The sequence below is a fragment of the Ulvibacter sp. 2305UL32-6 genome, assembly GCF_058148545.1.
In genome coordinates this window covers 1,140,615-1,165,692 of sequence record NZ_JBYVKA010000001.1, presented here as the reverse complement: position 1 = coordinate 1,165,692, position 25,078 = coordinate 1,140,615, and the positions used below count along the sequence as shown (strand labels likewise).

At 38.5% G+C, this 25,078-nt stretch carries 20 protein-coding genes; 10 read left to right on the top strand and 10 right to left on the bottom strand.

The window, feature by feature from the left end; genetic code table 11:
- Positions 1-101 precede the first annotated feature (101 nt).
- The 6 genes from hppD (at position 102) to ACY2RU_RS05485 (ending at position 7,637) form a co-directional block, all read left to right on the top strand.
- Positions 102-1,265, top strand: coding sequence for a 4-hydroxyphenylpyruvate dioxygenase (gene hppD, locus ACY2RU_RS05510; protein ID WP_490137407.1), 1,164 nt, complete (start codon positions 102-104; stop codon positions 1,263-1,265).
- Positions 1,266-1,368: 103 nt separating this feature from the next.
- On the top strand, positions 1,369-2,139 hold the full coding sequence (locus ACY2RU_RS05505; protein ID WP_490137406.1) for a DUF3108 domain-containing protein: 771 nt from the start codon (positions 1,369-1,371) through the stop codon (positions 2,137-2,139).
- Between the two features lie 3 nt (positions 2,140-2,142).
- Positions 2,143-3,075: a tryptophan 2,3-dioxygenase family protein gene (locus ACY2RU_RS05500; protein WP_490137405.1), complete on the top strand. Its 933-nt coding sequence runs from the start codon at positions 2,143-2,145 to the stop codon at positions 3,073-3,075.
- 20 nt (positions 3,076-3,095) lie between these two features.
- Entirely contained in the window at positions 3,096-4,325 is a 1,230-nt protein-coding gene (locus tag ACY2RU_RS05495; protein ID WP_490137404.1) for a M23 family metallopeptidase, read from the top strand.
- A gap of 174 nt (positions 4,326-4,499) precedes the next feature.
- Entirely contained in the window at positions 4,500-7,085 is a 2,586-nt protein-coding gene (locus ACY2RU_RS05490; RefSeq protein WP_490137403.1) for a TonB-dependent receptor, read from the top strand.
- 111 nt (positions 7,086-7,196) lie between these two features.
- Positions 7,197-7,637: a hypothetical protein gene (locus tag ACY2RU_RS05485; protein WP_490137402.1), complete on the top strand. Its 441-nt coding sequence runs from the start codon at positions 7,197-7,199 to the stop codon at positions 7,635-7,637.
- Between the two features lie 71 nt (positions 7,638-7,708).
- Here ACY2RU_RS05485 and ACY2RU_RS05480 read toward each other — a convergent pair whose 3' ends face one another.
- Positions 7,709-8,770: an endonuclease/exonuclease/phosphatase family protein gene (locus tag ACY2RU_RS05480; RefSeq protein ID WP_490137401.1), complete on the bottom strand. Its 1,062-nt coding sequence runs from the start codon at positions 8,768-8,770 to the stop codon at positions 7,709-7,711.
- A 130-nt stretch (positions 8,771-8,900) separates the two neighbouring features.
- Between ACY2RU_RS05480 and ACY2RU_RS05475 the strand changes: the two genes are divergently transcribed.
- Positions 8,901-11,714 (top strand): carboxypeptidase-like regulatory domain-containing protein, encoded by a 2,814-nt coding sequence (locus ACY2RU_RS05475; protein ID WP_490137400.1) that lies wholly within the window; start codon positions 8,901-8,903, stop codon positions 11,712-11,714.
- A gap of 32 nt (positions 11,715-11,746) precedes the next feature.
- Complete coding sequence (locus tag ACY2RU_RS05470; RefSeq protein ID WP_490137399.1) at positions 11,747-13,177, top strand: DUF5689 domain-containing protein; 1,431 nt, start codon at positions 11,747-11,749, stop codon at positions 13,175-13,177.
- Between the two features lie 348 nt (positions 13,178-13,525).
- On the opposite strand, the gene ACY2RU_RS05465 is transcribed toward ACY2RU_RS05470, so the two are convergent.
- The 4 genes from ACY2RU_RS05465 to ACY2RU_RS05450 form a co-directional block, all read right to left on the bottom strand.
- Positions 13,526-15,418 (bottom strand): OmpA family protein, encoded by a 1,893-nt coding sequence (locus ACY2RU_RS05465; protein WP_490137398.1) that lies wholly within the window; start codon positions 15,416-15,418, stop codon positions 13,526-13,528.
- Positions 15,419-15,442: 24 nt separating this feature from the next.
- Positions 15,443-16,357 (bottom strand): PorP/SprF family type IX secretion system membrane protein, encoded by a 915-nt coding sequence (locus tag ACY2RU_RS05460; protein ID WP_490137397.1) that lies wholly within the window; start codon positions 16,355-16,357, stop codon positions 15,443-15,445.
- A 109-nt stretch (positions 16,358-16,466) separates the two neighbouring features.
- Entirely contained in the window at positions 16,467-19,652 is a 3,186-nt protein-coding gene (locus ACY2RU_RS05455) for a T9SS type B sorting domain-containing protein (protein WP_490137396.1), read from the bottom strand.
- Between the two features lie 116 nt (positions 19,653-19,768).
- Complete coding sequence (locus ACY2RU_RS05450) at positions 19,769-20,755, bottom strand: endonuclease/exonuclease/phosphatase family protein (protein ID WP_490137395.1); 987 nt, start codon at positions 20,753-20,755, stop codon at positions 19,769-19,771.
- Between the two features lie 78 nt (positions 20,756-20,833).
- Between ACY2RU_RS05450 and hflX the strand changes: the two genes are divergently transcribed.
- Positions 20,834-22,045 carry a GTPase HflX gene (gene hflX / locus ACY2RU_RS05445; protein ID WP_490137394.1) on the top strand — a complete coding sequence of 404 codons (1,212 nt, stop codon included), beginning with the start codon at positions 20,834-20,836 and terminating at the stop codon, positions 22,043-22,045.
- Positions 22,046-22,078: 33 nt separating this feature from the next.
- Entirely contained in the window at positions 22,079-22,240 is a 162-nt protein-coding gene (locus tag ACY2RU_RS05440; RefSeq protein ID WP_490137393.1) for a hypothetical protein, read from the top strand.
- A gap of 59 nt (positions 22,241-22,299) precedes the next feature.
- Here the strand turns inward: ACY2RU_RS05440 and ACY2RU_RS05435 are convergent, their stop codons facing one another.
- From ACY2RU_RS05435 to ACY2RU_RS05415, 5 genes are all read right to left on the bottom strand, one after another.
- Positions 22,300-23,196: a DUF3078 domain-containing protein gene (locus ACY2RU_RS05435; protein WP_490137392.1), complete on the bottom strand. Its 897-nt coding sequence runs from the start codon at positions 23,194-23,196 to the stop codon at positions 22,300-22,302.
- A gap of 112 nt (positions 23,197-23,308) precedes the next feature.
- Entirely contained in the window at positions 23,309-23,815 is a 507-nt protein-coding gene (locus ACY2RU_RS05430; RefSeq protein WP_490137391.1) for a DUF2480 family protein, read from the bottom strand.
- A gap of 46 nt (positions 23,816-23,861) precedes the next feature.
- Positions 23,862-24,191 (bottom strand): DUF59 domain-containing protein, encoded by a 330-nt coding sequence (locus tag ACY2RU_RS05425; protein ID WP_490137390.1) that lies wholly within the window; start codon positions 24,189-24,191, stop codon positions 23,862-23,864.
- A gap of 10 nt (positions 24,192-24,201) precedes the next feature.
- On the bottom strand, positions 24,202-24,624 hold the full coding sequence (locus tag ACY2RU_RS05420; RefSeq protein ID WP_490137389.1) for a SufE family protein: 423 nt from the start codon (positions 24,622-24,624) through the stop codon (positions 24,202-24,204).
- Positions 24,625-24,627: 3 nt separating this feature from the next.
- The gene (locus ACY2RU_RS05415) at positions 24,628-25,068 is read right to left on the bottom strand and encodes an META domain-containing protein (RefSeq protein ID WP_490137388.1); all 441 of its coding nucleotides are present in this window, start codon (positions 25,066-25,068) and stop codon (positions 24,628-24,630) included.
- Positions 25,069-25,078 lie beyond the last annotated feature (10 nt).

The following is a 25,078-nucleotide window of genomic DNA, read 5'->3' as shown; positions in this document are numbered from 1 at the left end:
TCCAAGTATACTAGGGAGAGTATAAATATATTGATCAAAGAACATTTCAGAAAAGAATAAAATTCGGTTTTCAATTCGTTGGAAACATAAATAAAGCTATCATGGCAAGAGAAATAAAGAATTTAAAAGATTTACAAAATACAGAATACGGCTTAAAAAAGCTTTTTAAGGAAGCCGAAGATTTTCTTCCACTCCTAGGCACAGACTACGTAGAACTATATGTAGGAAATGCAAAACAAGCAGCATTGTTTTATAAAACGGCCTTCGGATTTCAATCTGAAGCCTACGCAGGCTTAGAAACAGGACTTAAAGACCGAGTTTCGTATGTGCTGAAACAAGGTAAAATACGTTTAGTGCTTACATCTCCTTTAAATAAAGGCGGTGATATAAATAGACATCTTGATGAACACGGGGACGCAGCCAAGGTGATCGCCCTTTGGGTGGATGACGCTACCAAGGCTTTTGAGGAAACGACTAAGCGCGGTGCTAAACCATTTATGGAGCCTACGAAAGAGGAAGATGAGCACGGCCATGTGATCAAATCTGGAATTTATACTTACGGAGAAACCGTTCACATTTTTGTGGAGCGAAAAAATTATCACGGTTTATTTTTACCAGGATTTGAAAAATGGGAATCACACTACAATCCAGAACCTGTTGGTTTAAAATTTATTGATCACATCGTTGGAAATGTAGGTTGGAACGAAATGAACAAGTGGTGTAAATTTTACGGTGAAGTAATGGGCTTTGCTCAAATTATTTCGTTTGCCGATGACGATATAGCCACTGAATATACCGCACTCATGAGTAAAGTGATGAGTAACGGAAATGGTCGGATTAAATTTCCTATAAACGAACCGGCAAAAGCGGAAAAGAAATCGCAAATAGAGGAATATCTTGACTTTTACAATGGTCCTGGAGTACAACATTTAGCATTGGCAACCGATGATATTGTCGCTACTGTTTCTGCCATGCGTGATCGTGGTGTAGAGTTTTTATACGTACCTGAAACCTATTATGATGATATTCTAGAGCGAGTGGGCGAGATCGACGAAGATGTGGAAGTGCTTAAAAAACACGGAATCCTAATTGATCGTGATGAGGAAGGATATTTGTTACAGTTGTTTACAAACAATGTATTAGATAGACCAACCATGTTTATTGAGATCATTCAAAGAAAAGGAGCTCAATCTTTTGGTGTGGGTAATTTTAAAGCCCTTTTTGAAGCCATTGAAAGACAACAAGCAAAACGCGGAACATTATAGAAATTGATGTAACAAATTAAAAACTCCATCGTTAATAGGGGTGGAGTTTTTAACTTTTGGAACAGTCCTTGTATTTACGTTGCTGTAAAGCAAAATGAACAACATGAAAAATTTTTTAACCCTTATACTATTACTTTGTATCACCATGGTTTCTGCACAGCAGCGAGCTTATGGAGATGGCGAATTTTTTAAATTTCGGGTACATTACGGTTTTGTGACCGCTGGATACGCAACCTTGAAAGTAAATAATACCATGCTTGATGGGAGAGAGGTCTTTCACATTAAGGGGCGAGGGGTTACAACAGGAATGTCTAAGTTCTTTTTTAAGGTAGATGACAATTATCAATCGTATGTTGACAAGGAAAAAGATGTGCCTTATCGTTTTATTCGGAAAATAGATGAAGGTGGATATACAAAGGATATACAGATCGATTTTAACCACAACAGTAAACTAGCAACGGTTAATAATAAGGAGCACAACAAAACAGATGTAGTTTCTTTTCCGAAGGATGCACAAGACATGGTTTCTGCTTTTTACTATCTACGGAATCATCTTGACACCAAAACCATTAAAAAAGGCGAAACAGTAGACATGAATATGTTTTTTGATAAAGAAAATTATAAATTCCGTCTAAAATTTTTGGGTAGGGAAACTCTAAAAACTAACTTTGGCAAAGTTCCTTGTTTGGTATTTAGACCCTATGTAAGTGCTGGTCGTGTTTTTAAGGAGAAAGAAAGCCTCACTGTTTGGGTGAGTGATGACGACAATAAAATGCCAGTACTTATTAAAGCAGATCTCGCTGTGGGATCACTAAAAGCTTCATTGACCGAATTTAAGGGACTACAAAATTCTTTTAAAATTGTAGTCGACTAGTGTATGAATATAGATGCCGAAACCAAGGAACTCTTAGCTAAACTTTCAGAAAAATACAATGCCATAGATCAAGATCTGAATACACATCTTGAAGGCTTGCTGCATGGCAAACCTATTACCTATTGGGACTATATACAAACCGATGCCTTGCTTAATCTGCAAACACAGCGCACCAATTTGCCAGACGAAATGGTGTTTATCATGTATCATCAGATCAATGAACTACTGTTTAAAATGATCTTATGGGAAATTGAACAAGTATCAGAAAAAGATCAAATTACGGTAGAGTTCTTTTCAGCAAAACTTATGCGAATTAGTCGCTATTTCGATATGCTGACATCTTCATTTACTATCATGGGTGATGGTATGGAGCGAGAACAGTACATGAAGTTTAGAACTACACTTACTCCGGCTAGTGGATTTCAAAGTGCGCAATACCGAAAAATTGAGTTTGCTTCAACAGATCTCATTAACCTGATTGACGCTCGTTTCCGCGATACTATTGATCGCAATACGCCTTACGAACACGCACTTGAACACCTATACTGGCAAGCGGCGGGTAAAGACTTTAAAACAGGTACTAAATCATATTTGTTGAGTTCTTTTGAAGAACGATATAAGGATGAGTTTATCATTTTTACTCAAAAGTACAATACCACCAATTTGTACGCCAAGTTTAAACAGCTTCCTAAAGAGATTCAGGAAGATCCTACACTTCGAGATGCAATGCGTCATTATGATTACACCGTTAACGTCACCTGGGTTATGTCACACTATCACGCGGCCAATAAGTATTTGAACAGCAATAACGAATCTGTGGAAGCAACTGGTGGAAGTGAATGGACCAAATATATGCATCCAAAATATCAACGTCGTATCTTTTTCCCTTCGGTTTGGACCGAAAAGGAACTGAAAGAATGGGGCCACAACGTATAATCTACAAATAGTAAGTAATCTTGAAAAAATACCTAGTACTCCTCCCCTTATTTAGTTTGCTGTTTGCCTGTTCAGACGATGTCAAAGATGACGCCGAAACCGTAGAGATCATTGAAGAACCTTTACTTATAGAGGAATATGGCTTTAGGCTAAATGATTTTAATGTGGTGCGTGATACCATTCGTTCTGGTGATACCTTTGGTGATATTCTTGATGCCAATGGCGTATCGCAAGGAAAGATCTTTGAAGTTGCAAATAAGTTTCGCGATAGCTTTGACGTGCGTCGAATTGTAGTAGGAAAACCATATGTGCTACTAAACTCTAAAGACTCTTTGAATAAAACTGAAGTCTTTATTTATGAAAAATCGAGAGTGGCATATGCCGTGGTTGACTTAAGAGATTCTCTAAATAGCTATAATGCTACCAAACCGATAAGTTTTGTGGAAAAGGAAGCTTCAGGAATTATTACGAGCTCTTTGTCCCAAACCATGTCTGAGAATAACTTAAGTGCTAATATGACCGATCGATTGGCGAATATCTATGCGTGGACGGTTAACTTTTTTCATCTTCAAGCAGGTGATCGTTTTCGAGTCATTTATACCGAAAAATATATAAACGATACCATTCCAGCGGGTCTAGATGAAATAAAAGCAGCCTATTTTGAACACCGCGGAAAACCTATTTACGCTTTTAATTTTGAAACGGATAGCATTAATAGAGTAGTTGACTACTACGATGAAGATGCAAATAACTTAAGACGCGCCTTTTTAAAGTCGCCTATCAAGTTTAATTTCAGAATATCTTCTAAATACAATCTTAAACGCAGGATCAAATATTACGGTTATAAATTGCGTCCGCATAAGGGAACCGACTTTGCCGCTCCGTTGGGAACTCCAATTTTGGCTACAGCAGACGGAACCGTTACCAAGTCGGAACGCCGTGGCGGAAATGGGAATTATGTTAAAATAAGACATAATGGAACCTATGAGACTCAATACCTTCATATGAAGAGCAGAAACGTAAAACAGGGAGATTTTGTGCGTCAAGGGGATGTAATTGGCTGGATAGGAATGACCGGAAACACTGGTGGGCCGCACGTTTGTTATCGTTTTTGGAAGAACGGAGAACAAGTAGATCCATTTAAACAAGATTTACCTGCTTCAAAACCGCTTGATGAAGCGCTTCGTAGCGACTATTTTCAACATATTGCGCCTCTAAAAGAGCGATTAGATTGTATCTCATTTGAGTAATTTTATATGTTAATAACCTTGTTATTAATTAAGCTATTAATTTTCAAGCCGTTATATTATTCCTTGTAACTTTCAGTTATCTTGAAATTGTTAACAATTTCACAACAAAAGAATTTGCAAAGTAGTATGCATTCATAGTACTTTTGCAAAAATATTTTAACAAAACAAACAGATATGAAAAAACTACTACTCATGTTCTTCTTAGGAAGCCTTACGGCATTTTCTCAAGGAGTTGTTACCGGTACTTTGGTTGACGAAACCCTTGGTGGGCCGTTGTCTAGTGCCAATGTTGTCGAAACAGGCACTACAAATGGTGCTATTGCAGACTTCGACGGAAACTTTAGCCTAACTGTTGGCAAAAATTCCGGTACAATTACTGTGACCTACGTAGGTTACACGTCGCGTAAAGTTCCTTTCACTTTAGTAAATGGAAAGGCTGATCTTGGGAACGTTCCTATGACAGAAGATGCTAACTCTCTTGGAGAGGTAGTTATTATTGGTACTGGGGTTATTGATCTTGCAGGTGGACGAAATACTCCAGTTGCAGTATCTACGATCAAAGCCGATGAAATTCAAGAAAGAGTTGCAGGTAACGTTGAACTTACTCAAGCACTTAAAAACACTCCTTCTGTACACGTTTCAGGACAATCTGGTTTTGGAGATTCACAATTTTACTTACGTGGTTTCGACCAAACAAACATCGCTGTATTATTAAACGGACAGCCGGTGAATGGAATGGAAGACGGACGTGTATACTGGTCTAACTGGGCAGGTATTGCAGATATTGCAAGTGCTATTCAGGTACAGAGAGGTCTTGGAGCTTCAAAATTAGCTATCTCATCGGTGGGTGGAACAACAAACATCGTGATGAAAGCTGCTGATAGATCTGAAGGTGGATTTGTGAGATTTTTAGGAGCAAACGACAGCTATTTTAAAGGTACTGTTTCTTATGACACAGGTGTAAACGAAAAAGGTTGGGCGTTTTCTGTATTGTTAGATCACTGGCAAGCACATAGAAAATGGTCTAAGGGTACTTACGGGGAAGGTCAAAACTATTTCTTTTCTGTAGGTTATAAGCCAAATGACACACACAACTTCAATTTCTTAGTAACAGGTGCTCCACAATTGCACGGTCAAAAATGGTCACAATCTAAAGAAATTATTGAAGCAGATCCAAAATATAACCAACATTGGGGTTATACTTCAGACGGAATCGAGTCTGAAAGACAAAACTACTACCACAAACCAGTAATGAACTTAAACTGGGACTGGAACACTGGTGAGAATACAGAACTTTCAACAGTAGCTTACGCCTCATGGGGCCGCGGTGGTGGAACTGGAGATAGAGGTAATGGTCGTATTAGAACCGCAGATCCTGACGGAGATGGTCCATTAGGAGGACAAATTGATTACGCTGCTACACAAGCTCAAAATGAGATGATTGGTATTGGTGGAGACTACGGAAATGATCTAGGAGCTGGATATATCAGAAGATCTTCAGTTAATAATCACGAATGGTATGGAGTTGTATCAAATTTCAATATTGATATTTCAGACAACTTTACTGCTAACGTTGGTGTTGATGGTAGAATGTATACAGGAGACCACTTTAGACAAGTAGCAGATTTTTATGGTTTAACAGGTTGGTCTAATGACCGTCCAGATGACGCTATCGTTACTACTTCTTTTGCTCCAACACCTTGGGCATCACTTACAGATTTTGCTAGTGAAGGTGAAAGAATTAACTACGATTATTCTGAAGACATCAGTTACCTTGGTGGATTTGGTCAAATTGAATATGCTACAGATTCATTTTCTGTATTTTTCCAAGGAGCTTATTCAGATCAATCTTACCAGAGAGAAGATAGATTTGCAGAAAAAACTTCAGAAAAAGTTAACCGAGATGGTTATAACCTAAAAGGAGGTATTTCTTATTCATTAATTGAAAACAACACTGTGTTCTTTAACGGTGGATATTACTCAAGACAACCGTATCTAGACAATATCTTTTCTTTTAACGGATCAAATGCAGATCTAATTACGCCAGAAGTAGAAAACGAAATTATCCGAAGCATTGAAGCTGGATACCGTTACAGAGGAAATGATCTAAGCATGAACTTTAACGCTTATATCACTGATTGGGATAACCGTACAATTTCTAACATTGACTCAAGTGATAACGGAACTCCTGATGATGATTCAGATGATTTTGATATCTCAACACTTCAACGTGGAATTCGTCAGTATCACACTGGTGCAGAATTTGACCTTAGCTGGAGAACTACTTCTTGGTTGACATTAAATAGTTATGTTTCTGGTGGAAGTTGGATATTCAGAGGAGAATCTAACAACGAAACTTACAACCTAGATACTCAAGAATTAATTTCAAAAGAGGACGGTGTAAATAGAGATGGTGTTAAAGTATCAACTGCTCCACAATTTACTACAGGACTTCGTGCTAAAGCGAAAATTATGACTGGATTATCTGTTGATGGAAATATCAACTATAGCGATCGTCATTACGAATTCACTGATCCAGGTACAAGTTCTGCAGAGTATGATCCTAAAAGATTACCTGCTTACTCTATTACAGATTTAGGACTTACCTATAAATTTAATCTGGGCAATAGCAACGACTTGACCTTTAGAGCAAACGTATACAACGTATTTGACTATATTGGACTTTCTAATACTGATGCTTTCGGTTACTATACTGAAAATGGAAGAACTTATAATGGAAGCCTTAGATATTCATTCTAATAATTCTATTTAGTTTTTATACAAAAGGAGTTGTTCTATGAACAGCTCCTTTTTTATTTTGAATATTCCTACCTTTACCCTTAGCATAATCCATCTAACAAAAGAAAACGTATGTATCAAGCAGTTCAACATTTACACTCCTATTGGGCGTATTTAGTTCTTTTAGTGGTAACACTTGCCACGCTCAATGCCTTAATTAAGTATTTCTCCGGAAAAGAGTACGGCCCAAAAGATTTTCGAATCTCATTGTTCGCACTTATTGTAACACATCTTCAATTAGTAATTGGTTTGGTGTTGTATTTTATCTCTCCTTTAGGACTTCAAAATATCACCCAGAATGGGATGGCCGAAGTTATGGGAGATTCACTTTCTCGCCTTTATGCCGTAGAGCATCCGCTAGTAATGATTTTAACAGTTGTCTTTATAACTATTGGTTATTCAAAACACAAAAAGAAACTGGTTTCTACGCCTAAATTTAAAACACTTGCTATTTTCTATACAATAGCTTTGATTTTAATGTTGAGTCGAATTCCATGGGCTCAATGGTTCTAATGGCTTCGGAAGAAAACCAAAAAAGGCGTTTCAGTAACCACTGAAACGCCTTTTTTATACCCTTGTTTTATTTATTCTTCGGAAGTGGTCTCTTTAATTAAATACAAATACACTGGAAAGTGATCACTGTATCCACCTGTAAATCCGCCATCAGCAAAGCTTCGGTAGGGATACCCTTTATATCGTCCGCGCGGATTTGCTAAATAAGTCTTATTATAAACACCTGCTTTGTACAAACGGTACGAACTGTAGTCTTTCTTCGTCAATTCCGTAGAGATCAACATCTGATCAAATAAATTCCAGCCATCACGCCAAGCAAGCGTTCCAATGCCCTTTTTATACATTTCCTCCATAGGATTGTATAGTTGCTTCATTTTTAAACCTTCGCGCTCTCCTTGAGCATCGAGAACCTCTTTTACACTCGGACTCGTGGGATCATCGTTAAAGTCGCCCATGCTAATAACTTTTGCATATGGATCATCACTCCACAACGAATCAATAAGTCGCTTGTTCAATTTAGCCGCCTTCATGCGCTTAGGTCTGCTACGCGCTTCTCCACCACTTCTTGATGGCCAATGATTTACAATAAGATGAATTTTTTCACCATCAAGCATACCGCTTACCAATAACTGATCTCTGGTGTAGATTCGTTTTGTTGGATCGTTATCGTCATATATATACAGCGGATGTGCCTTATAATGAGTTGGCGTAAATAACTTCTTTTGATAGAGTAATGCAACGTCAATTCCTCGTCGATCTGGCGAGTCAAATTGTATGATTCCGTAGTCTTGTTTTATAAGCGATTCTTGGTTGACAAGATCTTCCAAAACGCGTCTATTTTCGGTTTCACAAATTCCTACAAGTGCCGGAGCGTTACCCGTAACATCGGAGCCAATTTCAGCGATCACTTTTGCCATGTTTTTCACTTTCGCATAGTAGATTTCTTCGGTCCAATGATCCTTTCCGTCAGGCGTGCGATCGTCGTCAAAAGTAATAGGGTCATCTTCAAAATCGAAGAGGTTTTCTAGGTTGTAGAACGCAATGGTGTTGACTTTGTAGGTCTTCTTTTGTTGGGCAAAAAGAGTTGTTGAACTTAAAATTAGAACGGCTAAAAAACAGCAGGTCTGTTTCATGAATTACGGTATTAAGTTTATGTAAAATCCTTTACAATTGACGCGCCAAAAATAGGATTTTCATTTAAAAAATGTAGCTTTGCTCGCATTTTATAACAATTAATTAATCTATAAAACAACACATTACAGAATGAAAAAATTCATTTTTACTTTATGTATTGGTTTGTTGAGCAGTTTTACATTACTTGCCCAGGAAGCTACCGTAAAGGGGAGGGTCGTGGATACTAACTCTAGTGAAGTCATTCCAGACGTTGAGGTGCAAATACAAGATAGTAATTTTAATGCAGAAACGAATGCATTAGGATTATTTGAGTTTACAAGAGCAGATCTTCCTCAAGGAGAACAAGTACTTTTGGTAAGCAAATCTGGTTTTATTTCACAGCGCATTCCTATCACGATCCAAGGTGGTAAAACAATCAATTTAGATCCTATCCTGCTTCAGATCGATTTATCTGAAGTTGAAGCACAAATTGGGATTATTAGTCTTTCTGATAACGAATTAGATCAAGACGAAGGAACATCTTTTAATATCTCCGGATTGCTACAAGCATCAAACGATGTCTTTCTAAATGCAGCTGCCTTTGATTTTAGCGCGACCTTCTTTAATCCACGAGGATTAGACAATGCCAACGGAAAGGTTCTTATCAATGGTATTGAAATGAACAAGCAATTTACGGGTCGTCCGCAATGGGGTAACTGGGGAGGCTTAAATGACGTACAGCGTAACCGTGAATTCTCTATGGGTCTCAAAGCAAATGACTACACTTTTGGTGATGCTGCAGGAACAACCAATATGATCATGCGTGCTTCTCAATATCGCAAAGGGGGTCGCGTTTCGTTTGCTTCTGCCAACCGCAGCTACCAAGGACGAATTATGGGTTCTTACCATAGCGGTCTAACTCAAAATGGCTGGGCATACTCGGTGTTAGCGTCAAGACGTTTTGGAGATGAAGGATATATTGACGGAACACTATATGACGCAAATTCATTTTTTGGTTCCGTAGAGAAAAAAATTAATGATGATCATAGCGTAAACTTTACGACATTTTATACGCCAAATCGGAGAGGGCGAGGAACGGCAATCACACAAGAAGTTCGTGATTTAAAGGGTATTCGATACAATCCTAATTGGGGATTTCAAGATGGAGAACAACGCAGTAGCCGTATTCGTGAGATCGAAGAGCCCGTTGTGATGTTGAATCATTTCTGGAATATTTCAGAAAAAACAACCTTAAATACCAATGTTGCATACCAATTTGGGAAAGTAGGAAATACACGTTTGGATAACGGCGGAAACCGAAACCCAGCAGGAAATTACTATCAACGACTTCCAAGTTACTTTTTAGGCGATCCAAATCCAACGTCATTAGACTACGAAAATGCGTATAAAGCAGAACAGGAGTTTATCAACGACGGACAACTAGACTGGAATTCGTTTTATGAAGCTAATGCGAATCCAACATTAGGCGGCTTAGCGACCTATTCGATCCAAGAAGATCGTGTAGATGATAAACAGTTAACGTTTAACTCGATCATTAACTCAAGTATTTCTGAAAATATAACGCTTTCTGGGAATTTGAACTATCGTACTCTAACGAGTGAAAACTTTGCTGAATTGGCTGATCTTTTAGGCGCCACAGGATATGCAGATATCGATAATTTTGGTGATGGCGGATTAGAATCGCAAAGTGATCTTCAAAATCCAGATCGTATTGTAACAGTTGGAGAACGTTATAAATACAATTATGAAATTGACGCAGACGTTATTTCAGGGTTTGCACAAGCAGTCTTTAAATATAACGTCGTAGATTTCTTCGTTGCTGCAAGCGCAAGCAACACAAAATACCAGCGTACAGGATTGTATGAGAATGGATATTTTCCAGATGCGCTTGAGTCAGGACGTTCCTTAGGAGCTAGTGAAGAAATTGATTTTACTAACTTCGGTGTGAAAGGTGGATTCACGTATAAGATCACTGGACGTCATTTAATTGATGTAAATGCAGGATATCTTACCAAGGCACCAAACATTCGTAATTCGTTTGCTAATGCCCGTCAGAATAATGATATCGTAGTTGGGTTAACAGATGAAAGTATTCAATCTGTAGATGTAAGCTATATTTTTAGATCACCCATTGTTAAATCGAGACTGACAGGGTACTATAACGGAATTAAAGATCAAACCGACATTGGATTCTTTTTTACTCAAAACGCTTTAGGAAATGATGAAAATGATGCTTTTGTACAAGAAATCGTTACAGGCATTGATAAAAGAAGTATGGGTGTTGAATTTGGTATTGAAGCACAAGTGTTGCCAACTGTGAAATTAAAAGCTGCTGCTTCTGCCGGACAGAACATCTACACAAGCAACCCTAACTTATACTTAGCGGGAGACGATTTTGACGATGAAGCAACACCATATCTTGATGGTAATGATATTTCAACTCAAGGAATTCGTGAGGTTTCCTTAAAAAACTATCATGTTGCTGGTGGCCCAGAGCAAGCTTATCAAATTGGTTTTGAGTATCGCGATCCAGAGTTTTGGTGGGTAGGCGCTACAGCGAACTATTTCTCAAATGCGTATGTGGATGTAAGTAACTTGCGAAGAACATCCGATTTCTATACAGATTTTGACGGTGTTCCTTTTGTAGAATACGACGAAGCAACGGCACGCCAATTATTGGAACAGGAACAGTTAGACGACTATATGTTGGTAAATGTTGTTGGTGGAAAATCTTGGAAGATCAAAGATTACTATGTTGGTTTCTTTGCAACCATCAACAATGTATTAAGTGAGGATTACAGAACCGGTGGTTTTGAAGATTCACGTCGTGCGAGCTATAGACAGCAAGTTGAAGAGCAAGGAAGAGACACTCCTATTTTTGGTAATCGTTATTTCTTCGGAAATGGAACTACCTATTACGTAAACCTTTACGTTCGATTTTAATAAGAAAAAGAAAAATAAATATATTAGTAATTATGAAAGCAAATACAATTTTTAAGTTATGTACCCTAATCCTAGCGCTTGTCGTAACGGTTTCATGTGTACAGGATGACGAATTCGACGTTCCAAAAATTGAAGTAGAATCGATTGAAATTCCCGCAGATCAATTATTAACAATTACCGGAATGCGTGCGCTTTACGAGCAAGCGTTAGTTGATAACGAACAAGTATATACGTTTCCTTCCGATGTTGAGCAATATTTCGAAGCCTATGTAATCTCAAGTGATGCCACAGGAAATTTCTTTGAGGAACTTATCTTACAAGATAAAGCTGCCAATCCAACGATTGGGATTAAGGTATTGATCAATACCAGCCCCTTATCTAATACCTATCAAATTGGCCGCAAGGTATTTGTAAAAGTAACAGGTTTAACAGTTGGAGTAGAAAATGGTGTATTTACTATAGGTTTACGTGACGGAAACAGTGTTGAGCAATTAGCCGAAGCCGATTTGCGCAATGTGATATTACGTGATGATGAGGTAGAAGAGATCGTTCCATTACCAATTGCGATTTCAGATTTTTCGGATGCTAAAACAAATCTATTTGTGCGTTTAACGGATGTTCAGTTTAACCGTAACGAAGTTTTGAATAGTCAAAAAACATACGCTGCTGAACCAGAAGACGAATTTGATGGCGAGCGTGTGCTAGAGAGTTGTGCTTCAGGTGCCAGCACAATTTTTAGCACTAGTACTTTTGCAGATTTTAAAGGCCTTTTGCTACCTGACGGAAGAGGAACAGTGGATGCGGTTCTTACTAGAAATTTCTTCGGGGATACATTTAACCTAGTAATAAACACACCAAACGATATTAACTTTGATAGTACGGATCGGTGTGATCCAGACGAAATCGACTGTGGACTCGCTACAAGCACAGGATCAAACATCTTGTTTAGTGATTTCTTTGAAACACAGAATGAAGGATCACCAATTGCTGGTAATGGTTGGACAAATTTTAGTGAAGAAGGAACTAGATCTTGGAGAGCTTATTTTGACGATGGAAGTAATGCTTCCTTAGGAATTTCAGCAAATATCGGCTCATTTATGTCTGGTGATGATAGTACGGTCAACTGGTTAATTACGCCACAGATCAATTTTGATGCACAAGACGGCGAGACGCTTAACTTTAAGACCTCAAACAGTTTTTCTGATGGAAGCACACTAGAGTTATTGATCTCAACAGACTGGGATGGCAATGAGGCTAACATCGCTTCAGCTACATGGAATTTGCTACCTGCGGCTTATATTGTAATGGATGATGATTACTTCGGAGATTGGCTTGATAGTGGTAACGTAGACCTTTCTTGTGTAAACGGAAGTGGTTATATTGCATGGAAATACGCTGGAAGTGGTGATGAAGCAACTGACGGAACATACGAACTAGATGAGATCGTGATCAACGCGAACTAATCATATGTTTTATATATTAAGAAGGGCGGCTGTCAAGAGCCGCCCTTTTTTATTGCAGTTTTTCACAACCTTATGGTAAAATACATTTATTCATTTTTATAAGAAATATAATTTTCCCATTCAGCTGGAGTATAAATATCACTCATTGTAACTTTTAATAATTCTTCAAAAATACGTCCTCCATTGTCGCTATTGGTCATGTATAGGCTTGTGTTTAGTGTTGTTGTGAGAAAGCATGTTCTTCTACTTTTCTTCGGAAGAAGCGCACATTTATTTCCGTAGAAAATAGCATAAAAAAATGCCTGCTACGAAGTAACAGGCATCTTAAAATAAATTAGTTAGTTGAAACTATCGTTTAACGATCGTAAATTCAGATCGTCTATTTTTTTGATGTTGCGCTTCCGTACATGAACCACCACAAGATACAGCGGGTTGTCTTTCGCCATACCCTTTTCCAGTGATACGAGCGCGGTCAATACCTTTTGAAATTACGTATTGAACGGTTGATTGTGCACGTCTTTCAGATAAAGCATCATTATAAGCATCGGTTGCGCGATTATCAGTATGGCTTCCAACAGCGATCTCCATATTCGGATATTTCTGCATGATAGCAACCAATTTATCTAATTCAAAGGCAGCTTGAGGCTTGATGTTATGCTTATCGAAGTCAAAGTAAATAGGGTTTAATACAACCTTGTCATCCACAATGATCTCATCAATTGGTCTAAGCTCAATGGTGCCAGTGATTTTTTCATCATTTGCTGCATCTAGCGTAATTGCATTGCTTTCGTAATTTTTAGCAACAGCTTGTACTTCGTGAGAAATATCACATGCAGCCTTAAAGTTTGCGTCTCCCTTGTTACCGGATGTTTTAGTTCCTAATTTGTTTTCCATTGTATCGTACAAATCAACACGGGCGCCAGGAATAGGTTGTTTTGTGTTTGCGTCAACAACTAGGATATCCATATCAACTTCACAAGGAATTTCAAGTTGCTTGATCTGGTAAATGTCATCACGTCCTTTACCCCCTTTACGATTGGATGATACAAAGCCGGTTTGTGTGCTTGGGTTGAATTTAAAAGCAAAATCGTCTTGGTCACTGTTAATTCCTAGTCCTAAATTTTTAGGCGCTTTAAATGAGCTCCCAGAAGCTTCTGCAGCAAAAACATCTAATAAACCAAGACCCATATGGCCTTCGCTTGAAAAGTATAAAGTTCCGTTGCTATCCATATAAGGAAATGCTTCTTTTCCTTCCGTATTGATGTTGGAACCTAGATTTATAGGTGTTCCTAAACTTCCGTCTTTTGAAACAGAAACCTTATAAATATCACTTCCACCTTGTCCGCCAGGCATATCGCTAGCAAAATAAAGTGTGTTTCCGTCAGGACTTAAGGCAGGATGACCTACTGAATATTCACTGCTGTTAAAAGGAACAGACTGAATACCTTTCCATTGGCCGTCAATATTTTCGGCGTAAAAAAGATTGATCTGGTTGATGCCTTCTTCACTTTTTTCGTATTTTCCTTTATAATAGTCGTTGCTGTCAAAATACATACGTTTTCCGTCGGCCGTCATCGCAATATTTCCTTCGTGATATTTGCTATTAATTTCTCCACCTAAAAGTTCTGGATTCTTAATAGTGCCACCAACATCAGATGCTTTGTAAATATCAAGAAACGGCTGCTCATCCCATTGATAGGTCTTTCGGCTTGTATTTCTTGCGGAAGAAAAGTAAAAGTCTTTTCCAACCATCGTTCCACCAAATTCAGAGTATTTGGTATTGATGTCTTTCATGTTTTTTGCTTCGTAACGTTGTACCTTTTCCATAAGCATCGGTACATAGTTTGGATTTTTCATGAACTCAACGGCTCTAGAATCGTTAGGCTTCATTCCGGCAAACATTTTCATAGTTTCGTTATAATCACTAAACTTTCCGTTTGCTTTCAACACTTGGGCGTAGTTGTAGACGGTTTCTGGCTTTACATTTTTACCCTTTACCACACGTTTGTAAAAAGGCTCTGCTTTTTTAGTGTCATTTAAGAAGTAGTATGAATTTCCAAGTTGTTCGTAAACATAGCGATCTGCTTTCCCCCGCTTTGCAAGCTTTTGGTAGGCTTCAGCTGCATCTACATAAGCTAATTTATTGTAGAATTGATCTGCTTTTTTTGTGTCTTTATTTTGTCCGGTTACCACTATAGAACTAACCGCGATAAGAAACAAGAATGTGTATATTTTTTTCATTTGTAATGAAATTTAGTTAGTTAATTAGAAGTATCGTGGAGAGCGTAATGCACGTTTGTTAAATACTAAATCGAAGGTTAAGATAATTTCGTGCGACGAATCTGCCACCGTTTTAATATCTGAAGTAACACGATCATAAGCATATCCTATACGTAAGAAATCTGTGGCTTGAAAACCTACCAGACCACTAAAGGAATCATCCAATCTGTATGAACCACCAATTTCAAATTTATCATAGAACAGCGCGTTTAAATTCCCGTCATATGATATAGGGGCGTCGAATGCCGACTTAACCATAACCGATGGTTTTAGTTTAAAGTTTTCTGAAACTTGGAACACATAACCTGCGGTTGCAAAAAAGTGATTCGTTTCTGAACCAATTTTCAGGTCGTTTTCATCTAGGTGAACCGAATTCAAAAAGTTAGGTACAGACAATCCCAAATAGAAGTTTTCTGTATATAAAAAAGCTCCCGCTCCTACATTTGGATATGTATTATTGATGTTTTCAGAAAAGAAAGGATCATTAGGATCCTGTAGATCAAGGTCTGTAAGACCCACGTCGTGAAACGTAGCTCCTGCTTTAAGTCCTAAGGCCAAATTTAGGCTTGAACTCATCTGCAAGGTATAAGAGAAGTCTACATAGACATTGGTCTCACTTACTGGTCCGAGTTCATCTTTAATTGCTGAAAGACCAAGTCCTATTTTATCGCTTATCGGCGAATGTCCAGAAAAAGTAATGGTTTCTGGAGCGCCCTGAAAACCTGACCATTGCTTACGATATAAAGCTGTGAGCGATAGCGCATCTTTCGAGCCTGCATATGCAGGGTTCACCACGTTCATATTGTACATATATTGGGTATACTGAGGATCCTGCTGTGCTGTAGCATAATCGGTACACAGTATACTAACTAAGAGTACTAATAGCGATAGTTTTTTCATTATTATTGGTTGTTTGTTAATGCTTTAATTTTTTCAGTCTTTCTTAAGACCTATTTTTCTAATCATGAGATCACACTTTCTTCGGAAGGAATTCTCAAATAAACGTATCTTAATTGGCTTCTTGATTCAAATAAATGTAACCAGTTGCCTGCAGACCGTATAAAGGATCTTCATTTTCGAAATCAATGACATAGAAATATGTCCCAGTAGGTAATGCGTTACCGTCATCAGCCTGACCAGACCATTCGTTCACATAATTTGTTTTTGAAAATACTAATGTTCCCAGTCTGTTAAAGATCTGTACTTTGACGATTCCACTTCGATCTGAAAGGAATTCTAAATCAAGACTGTCATTGAAACCTACTGAGCCATTTGGTGAAAGCCCTTCAGATATAATACATTGTCCGATGTCATAAAGAGTAATGGTAATATCATCGGTTCCTTCACAGTCGCCATCGCGAACAATAACAGCGTAGTCTTGCGAGGTTCCATTGGCTGGATCGAGCATGATTTCTAATGTGCTAGCGGTTTCACCTGAAATAATGTTTCCATTTAGGTACCACTCATAGGTCAAATTATCGCCAGTTTCAACAGTTGCTGTGATTGTTTGTAGTTCATTCGGACAAGTTTTAAAGTCGGCGCCCAATTCAACTACAGGATTTTCTCTGAAATCTAAATCTATACTGTCTGTTACAACACATGGTCCCACTGTGATTTCAAGTGTATATGTGCCGGTTTCATCAACGGTGATCGTAGGTGAAGTGTCTCCGGTGCTCCATAGGTATGTAATGCCTGTTATGTCTCCTGTAATAGTAGGAATAATTTCAAAAGCATCGCCATCACAGAAACTTTGATCAGGACCTAGGTCTAAAGTTGGTTTTTCATTGATCTGAACTTCAACAGTTATTGTTGTTTCGCTACAAGGAGCGATTGCAATTACTACTGTATAGATTCCAGATGCAGTAGGTGTGTAGATGGCGTCTGTTGAAACCACATCACCTGCGGCGTTTTTCCATTCATAGGTTACCAAACTTAGGTCAATTCCTTGATTAGTGGGTGTTGCATCAAACGGAGGAATAACTTCGTCGTCACAAAGTACAATTACTTCGGAAGGCAGATCTGTTGTAAAAACGATCACCTCTCCTAATTCTAGATCGAATTGAACATTGCTATAACATGTTTCTTCCATAACGCGCTCTACTCGAACGTAAATCGTTTCAGGGTTTGCAGTGTTGTCATACGCATTTGGCGTTACAATTGGATTTTGGTCAGACATCGCATCAAAATCAGTTGTATGGAAAGTGATATTATAATCTGCTGGATCGAGTCCGTCAAGAATGGTTGTTATCTGGCTTTCTAAATCGAATGTTTCTACACCGTCATTACTAATATCGCACGCAAACAAGTTTGGAGGCGTAACGATAACTGGAGTGTCATTATTTCGTGTAATAGTGATATCATCAATTACAAAGTCATTTCCGCAGACTCCACCAATATTATCTGTAAAAACCAATTGTACTTCGGTTTCAGTTCCTGTGTTAAAGTTTACAAAGAATTCTAACCATTGTAAATTGGCACCATTTGGGATATCGCCTGTCATTGTTTCAGCAATAAGCGTTCCTGCCATATCTTCAATACGAATGGTAATATTGGAAGGAATTGAGTTTCCACCGCAAATCCCGGTATCGGTATCATAGGCTGTAGCTATAAAAGTACTTAGAGCATAGTCTTCTCCTGCCATTAGTGATATAGTTCTTCGGTAGAATTCACCAGAGGAAAGTGTAGCGGCATTTACGAACATCATCCGACCGTTAACATCACCTGGGGTGTGATCTTCGATTCCTTGATGCCATCCTGAGTTTAAGTTGTCAGAAATATTTGTAACGGTGTATTCACCACCTTCAAGCTGGGAAACGGTGTTACAGGTATAGGTTGTAGTTGCTCCGTTAAGGTCACAAAAACGTCCTTCCTCAGCCCCAAAATCATCTACAAAATCTATTGAATTACAAATAGGGTCAATGTTACAAGGGAGATCGAAAAAGGTAACCATAACACTGTCTGTAAGATCACAGCCGCTCTTACTTACAGTTACACTATAGGTGTCTGAAGTAGTAACAGTAATTGTTTGTGTGGTTTCACCACCTGGACTCCATAAGAAGGTAGCGCCAGTTATATCACCTGTAAATTCAGGAACGATCTCATATGAAGGCACATCACAAAATGCTTTGTCTTCTCCGAGTTCAACAGTAAATTCACCATCAACGGTCACTTCAACGTCGTCTGTAATTACTACAGTATCGCCATTACAATTAGTATAAGTAACCTCTGCGGTATAAATAGTGTCTTCAGTAGGGCAAACCTCTGTAGTAACTGAGTTCGAAATAACGATACCCGACGGATCCAACCATGCAAAATCAACAATACTAGGGCCAGCAGGAATAAAACGCCATGCTTCGTTAGTAGCGGTCCATGGAGAATCTGATGTGTTTCTTCCTGGTGGTACAAAAGCAACAGTACCAGCATTGTTTTGAATACCTAAGGTAGCAACCCCACCTTGCCATGTAGTACAAACAGGTTTGTCTTGAATATAAATGTCAATAACGTTGGTCGTTTCGTAAAGCACCACCATCTGAGTGGCTAATAAGTTATTACACTGTGCTTGAAACATTGGAACTTCAAAATAAGCAACCACAAGAACGCGGTTAGGTGCAGTACCTAAAACTTCATATCCAATTTCTTCTGTTGTTGACTGTACAGGATCGATATCATGTCCTGGTGTAAAAATGTTTGCTTCGCCCAATGTTGGGTTTGAGTTGTTTGGTAAGTCTTCAGAGAATGACCACCCATTACTACCTGAACCAGTATCTGAAGGATCAACCTCAAATCGAATTACTCCATTCGAGCCAACTTGAAATTGAGTGATCACATCACCAAAATAGCAAAAGTCGAAAGGTAGATCCTCAACATCCGACCAAGCGTCATCAATATTAGGGTTTAGTGAGTTTGCGAGTCCGTCAAAAGGAAACGGAGGCATATAAGGAATGGGAGTTATAGTATACGTGTCTGTTTCTCCAATTCCTAAGAAGGTGGCCTGAATGTCTGTACATCCACCGGTTCCACAGGCAATGTTTTGGTCTGGGCCGGCATCCACAAATGGCGTTCCTGGCGCTTGGGAAAATGCCGTAAGTGACGCTGAAAACAGGATAAATGTGACGGTTCCTCTTAAAATAGAGCGTGTTCTTTTTTTAGAAGCAGCTGCAAGATATGATAGTTTGGCTGGTAGCATTTTAATCATGTGTGTTTTGTTAAATGGATGATAAAAATATAGAAAATACCCTAGCAAAAAATGGTTCTAAATTTTTTTAGATTAAATGCAAGAAAATTCCGATTAATAACATGTTAAAGGATGTATTAGCTCGGGTCGATGGAAAAGATTCCATAGATCGGGAAATGATCACTAGTTCCACCTAGGTACTTTCTTCCGGCGTAGGTTCTAAAGGGGGTACCCTTATTTCTTCCCTTGTAAGCGCGCAGCACTTCTGGGTTAAAAATGTGGGCTTCTTGAAAGCGGAATTTGTTTCCGTGGAGTTGCATAAAATCATGGGAAACAAGGAGTTGATCAAACAAATTCCAGGTGCCTTTATAGCTTAAACTGCCTTCTGCGTGTGTCAATAAAAGCTCCATAGGATTGTAAAAATCGGTATGAGCCAAGTGTTGCATACTAGCGCTCTTTGGATCGTCGTTGAAATCTCCCATAATTAAGATACGTGCCAATGGGTCTTCTTGGCGTATCTGGTCTATTACAGATCTGTTTTGTGCAGCGACAAGCAAGCGTTTTGGCTCTGTTTCTTCTACTCCCGCGCGTCGCGAAGGAAAGTGATTAACCAAAACGTGAAATGTTTCTTCCATTAGTGTTGCTGTTACATGTAATATGTCTCTCGTATAATCTTGGCGATTACCTACATTTTCAAGATCAACCCGATGTGCTTGAGATTGCTTGATGGTTATATAATCTTTTCGATACAGAAGGGCGGTGTCAATGCCTCGTTCGTCGGGGGAATCAAAATGAACAATTCCATAGTTTTTCTTTTTAAGAAATTTACTCTCCACTAGTTTATCGAGTACAAACTTATTCTCTACCTCTGCAAGGCCAATTAAGACAGGAGGGTGTTCTATATCGGTAAGTCCAATACTGGAGATCACACGGCCTATTTTTTTTACTTTCTTTTTAAAGCGGTCTTCGTTCCAACGTCTATGAGCCTTTTCAGTAAAATCATCATCCATCGTATGGGGATCATCTTCTATGTCGAACAAATTTTCTACATTGTAGAAAGCCATTGAGAATTTTTTAGTTGCTGAAATAGTTGCATCGGAAGCGGCATGAGAAAGTTCGTCCATTGAGTGTTTGTTAATTGCTTCTAAATTACAAAAAAAGGTATGAAGCGGTTTCGTATCTTTATAGTATAAATAGCATATATGTTAGAAAACACCGAAACTAATTACGAAAAAACCATACTTATAGGGTTGATCACCCAAAACCAGGACGCCGAAAAATCTGAAGAATATTTAGATGAACTTGAGTTCCTTGCATATACGGCCGGTGGCGAAGTGCTAAAGCGCTTTGTTCAAAAAATGGACACCCCCAACCCAAAGACTTTTATCGGTACGGGAAAACTTGAAGATGTAAAGGAGTATGTAGATGCCCATGATATTGGCACCGTTATTTTTGATGATGAACTGACACCGGGTCAACAGAAAAATATTGAAAAGGTTCTGGAATGTAAAATAATTGATCGTACATATCTTATACTCGATATTTTTGCGCAACGGGCAAAAACAAGCTACGCGCGAACTCAGGTAGAGCTGGCACAGTATGAATACTTACTACCAAGACTTACGGGACTTTGGACACACCTTGAAAGACAGCGTGGAGGTATTGGAATGCGTGGTCCAGGGGAAACCGAAATAGAAACAGATAGACGAATTGTTCGGGATCGGATTGCCTTATTAAAAAAGAAAATTTCTAGAATTGATCGCCAGATGGAGGTCCAACGTGGAAATCGCGGAGCTTTGGTACGTGTTGCTTTGGTTGGATATACCAACGTAGGGAAGTCTACGCTTATGAACGCTATTAGTAAGAGCGATGTTTTTGCAGAAAATAAATTGTTTGCAACCTTAGATACAACAGTGCGCAAGGTGGTTATTGGAAATCTTCCGTTTTTATTGAGTGATACCGTTGGTTTTATTCGGAAGTTGCCCACACAGTTGGTAGACTCCTTTAAAAGTACGTTGGATGAAGTTCGGGAAGCCGATCTTCTATTGCATGTAGTTGATATTTCACATCCTTCTTTTGAGGATCATATCAATTCGGTGAATCAGATCTTAGACGAAATTGACAGTGCAGATAAGCCCATGTTTATGGTCTTTAATAAGATCGATGCGTATAAACCTGAAACTATTGATGATGATGATCTGGTTACTGAAAAGACGAAAGCACATTATACGCTTGCGGAATGGAAGAAGACTTGGATGAGCAAAATGAACGGGGATGCAATTTTTATTTCGGCTTTGGAAAAGCAGAATTTTGAACTTTTCCGAAAGATGGTATATGACAAAGTACGTGAAATTCATATAACGCGCTTCCCGTATAACAATTTTCTATATCCTGAAGAGTATGTTGAAAGTTGATTTTTCTTCGGAAGGATCTCTTTATCTAAACTTTTGAAAAGAATTTTCGATACTCTGATGGATCTAGTTAAGGACATTTCCGAAGTAAAAGGTATGCGCTACTCGTCACCATTTAAAATTTCCGAAGATCTATTTAATAAGAAAGCCGCCCCCGATGGGAGCGGCCTGTATCTGAACGTATCGAATACTAACTAACCAAGTTTATGAAAAAATTTCGGTTACGTTCAGGGTATTCACTCAGTAGAGTGAAGTTCTTATAATCCGTATGTTACGCCAATACCAATGGCTTGTCTAATTTGTGTTGCCTGTACCGCGTTATCATCATAGATGGCTTGAAACGCTGCATTGGCAGTTATAAAACTGTTAACCTTTAACATTAGGTTTAACGTATAATCGATATCTACATTTTGTGGATCTTCGAGATAATTTGAATATAAATTCAAAACATTTTCGATTGTCACATTTTCAATAAGCTCTACTTTGTAATAACCATTCACTGCAGCACCAAATTCGAAACGTGTGGTTTCTCCTGGCTCTACACCGAAATAAGCAGCTCCTTCAGGAAGGTCTTTAGTAAAGACATCATCCACAAAGATAAGTCTTGCTGTCGCAGGCGCAATATTGACCTTCAAGTTATCACTTTTTTTCCAAAGCATACCAGGTCCAGCTTGTAAATATCCTGGAGAAAGAAATTTTGTTGTTTCGAAACGCACTTCTTTCCCAGTTACTTCATCATCAGCGAACTCGTACCCTGAAGTAAATTGCGATCTAAAGTTTAAAAAGAACGAGTAGTACCAATTACTTTCATCTTTAACCTGGTGACCTACAATAGAGTTTAATTCTAAACGGTCATTTGTTTTACGAGCAAAGTCCTGATCTTTTAATTTTGTAATACCATAATCTGCCATGATACGGTTATCCCATGTCAATTTACCCATGCGGTAATTCATATCATACGATCCTGTTAAATTGGCTGCAATATTTGAAGTTCCGCCACCGGTCCATTCATCACTAAAAGATGCCTGACTAAAGAGTAAGGAAAGATTTCCTCCCTTGCTCCAACCTTCTTTGGGTGGTTCGGGTGTTTCGTCTTGAGCGAAAAGTAATACTGGTAAAGCAAGCAATACCAATGTTAAGCGTAATTTATTCATGTTTATCAGGTTTTGAAAGCACAAAAGTACTTCAAACTTTCCGAACCTTTTCATAAAGAATTGTTACAGGATGATGGTTTTCGATTAAAAACGACCAAAATCGGCTAAAAGTCTATTTTTTCCGATATAAAGGAACCGCAGAACAGGCTTCTCCATACATTATCTTCTGGGAAATGGGTTGTAACCGACTTGCCAGCATGATATAAGCGTTTTCAGGAATGGCCTTTTCGGCACAGCCTTTAATGATAACCGTTTTGTCTAGGTAGATAGACAGATCTAAATTGTTGAGTATTTCTGAAAAGAGAATAGTTTCTAATAAGTTAGTGTTTCCTACCACCACTTTTTTGGCGAAAGGAGACAAATGAACAGTTAATAAGAGATATGCCCATCCAGGAATAATAGCATCGGTTGAACAATGGAGAGCAACAAAAGAATCTTTGTACTGCGACCAGTTATGTGCTTCAACCGACTTTCGAAAATCGGTTTCTTTTAAAACGATGCCTTCCATCAACCAAGGTGCAATATCAAAAGCCACCCGCTCACCTTTTGGATAGAGATCCTCAAGATCAATAGTGATCAATTTGCTATTCGCTACGCGGTTTATGATTTCTTCTGGCATTTTTCGAACTGTAGTCAATATATTGTAATCCTCGGGCTTATATTATTTATAACATCCCTAACTCTAGTTTCGCTTCTTCGCTCATTAAGTCTTGTGTCCAAGGGGGATCGAAGGTGATCTCCACTTCAGCATCTTTTACCATTTTAAGTGACTTCACCTTGTCTTCTACCTCTACAGGTAATGTTTCGGCTACGGGACAATTGGGTGTTGTAAGTGTCATTAGGATCTTAACCTCCAAGTCTTCATTTACAAATACGTCGTAAATAAGTCCGAGTTCATAAATATCCACAGGAATCTCAGGGTCAAAAATGGTCTTTAGAACTTTAACGATTTTTTCGCCAAGTTCAGCAGTATCAATATCAGTGGGTGTTGTCATGGTGTCTAATCTAATTAAGTTGTGCCTGAAAGGCAACCGCATATAATTTTAATTGTTTGATCATTGAAACCAAACCATTCGCTCGTGTGGGAGACAAATGTTCTTTAAGGCCAATTTCATCAATAAAGCCAGTGTCTGCAGCGAGAATGGCTTCTGGTGTTTGATTCGAAAATGCACGGATCAAAATAGCAATGATCCCTTTGGTAATGATCGCGTCGCTATCTGCCGTAAATGCCACTTGGCCATTTTTCATTTCGGCGTTGAGCCATACTTTCGACTGGCACCCTTTAATGAGTTTATCGTCTGCTTTTTCCGAAGGATCGATTAAAGGAAGTGACTTTCCTAGATCGATCATATATTCGTACTTCTGCATCCAGTCGTCAAACAGTGCAAATTCTTCAATGATCTCTTCTTGTATTTCTGAAATGGTCATATTTTAATTTCCGTCTGTTGAATCTTTTTTAGCTGTAAGAAGAACACTACGATCTGTTTTAGAATACAAGGTTAATACACCTTTATCATATGTATAAGAACCAGTATTCCGAAGTACTTCTAAAAAGTTTTGCTCACGCGAATGAATTGGCTCTTCACAAGCCATTTCGGTTACAGCAATATCATTAAACGATAAAGCGTACAAGTCGTTGTTATATTTTCCGAAGAAAGTATTACAACCCGTATTTCCGCGAATCGATTTATCTAAGGCAGCAAATGAGATGTTGATATTAGTCACACCCGTATCTACTCCTTTGATCGAGTTCACGGTGTACATGCCCGAAAGTTGAACACTTCCTGCGGTATCAATTACTTTTTTGGTTTCGTCACATCCCATAACTAAGAGGCTTAACATAAATACTGTTACTAAGGTCAATTGTTTCATTTGTTTTGTT

Coding starts and splice junctions, on each gene's coding strand:
- hppD (WP_490137407.1), top strand. CDS start 102: ATGGCAAGAGAAATAAAGAATTTAAAAGATTTACAAAATACAGAATAC.
- ACY2RU_RS05455 (WP_490137396.1), bottom strand. CDS start 19,652: ATGATTAAAATGCTACCAGCCAAACTATCATATCTTGCAGCTGCTTCT.
- ACY2RU_RS05450 (WP_490137395.1), bottom strand. CDS start 20,755: ATGGACGAACTTTCTCATGCCGCTTCCGATGCAACTATTTCAGCAACT.
- ACY2RU_RS05430 (WP_490137391.1), bottom strand. CDS start 23,815: ATGCCAGAAGAAATCATAAACCGCGTAGCGAATAGCAAATTGATCACT.
- ACY2RU_RS05480 (WP_490137401.1), bottom strand. CDS start 8,770: ATGAAACAGACCTGCTGTTTTTTAGCCGTTCTAATTTTAAGTTCAACA.
- ACY2RU_RS05470 (WP_490137399.1), top strand. CDS start 11,747: ATGAAAGCAAATACAATTTTTAAGTTATGTACCCTAATCCTAGCGCTT.
- ACY2RU_RS05415 (WP_490137388.1), bottom strand. CDS start 25,068: ATGAAACAATTGACCTTAGTAACAGTATTTATGTTAAGCCTCTTAGTT.
- ACY2RU_RS05500 (WP_490137405.1), top strand. CDS start 2,143: ATGAATATAGATGCCGAAACCAAGGAACTCTTAGCTAAACTTTCAGAA.
- ACY2RU_RS05425 (WP_490137390.1), bottom strand. CDS start 24,191: ATGACAACACCCACTGATATTGATACTGCTGAACTTGGCGAAAAAATC.
- hflX (WP_490137394.1), top strand. CDS start 20,834: ATGTTAGAAAACACCGAAACTAATTACGAAAAAACCATACTTATAGGG.
- ACY2RU_RS05420 (WP_490137389.1), bottom strand. CDS start 24,624: ATGACCATTTCAGAAATACAAGAAGAGATCATTGAAGAATTTGCACTG.
- ACY2RU_RS05435 (WP_490137392.1), bottom strand. CDS start 23,196: ATGAATAAATTACGCTTAACATTGGTATTGCTTGCTTTACCAGTATTA.
- ACY2RU_RS05505 (WP_490137406.1), top strand. CDS start 1,369: ATGAAAAATTTTTTAACCCTTATACTATTACTTTGTATCACCATGGTT.
- ACY2RU_RS05460 (WP_490137397.1), bottom strand. CDS start 16,357: ATGAAAAAACTATCGCTATTAGTACTCTTAGTTAGTATACTGTGTACC.
- ACY2RU_RS05465 (WP_490137398.1), bottom strand. CDS start 15,418: ATGAAAAAAATATACACATTCTTGTTTCTTATCGCGGTTAGTTCTATA.
- ACY2RU_RS05490 (WP_490137403.1), top strand. CDS start 4,500: ATGAAAAAACTACTACTCATGTTCTTCTTAGGAAGCCTTACGGCATTT.
- ACY2RU_RS05485 (WP_490137402.1), top strand. CDS start 7,197: ATGTATCAAGCAGTTCAACATTTACACTCCTATTGGGCGTATTTAGTT.
- ACY2RU_RS05475 (WP_490137400.1), top strand. CDS start 8,901: ATGAAAAAATTCATTTTTACTTTATGTATTGGTTTGTTGAGCAGTTTT.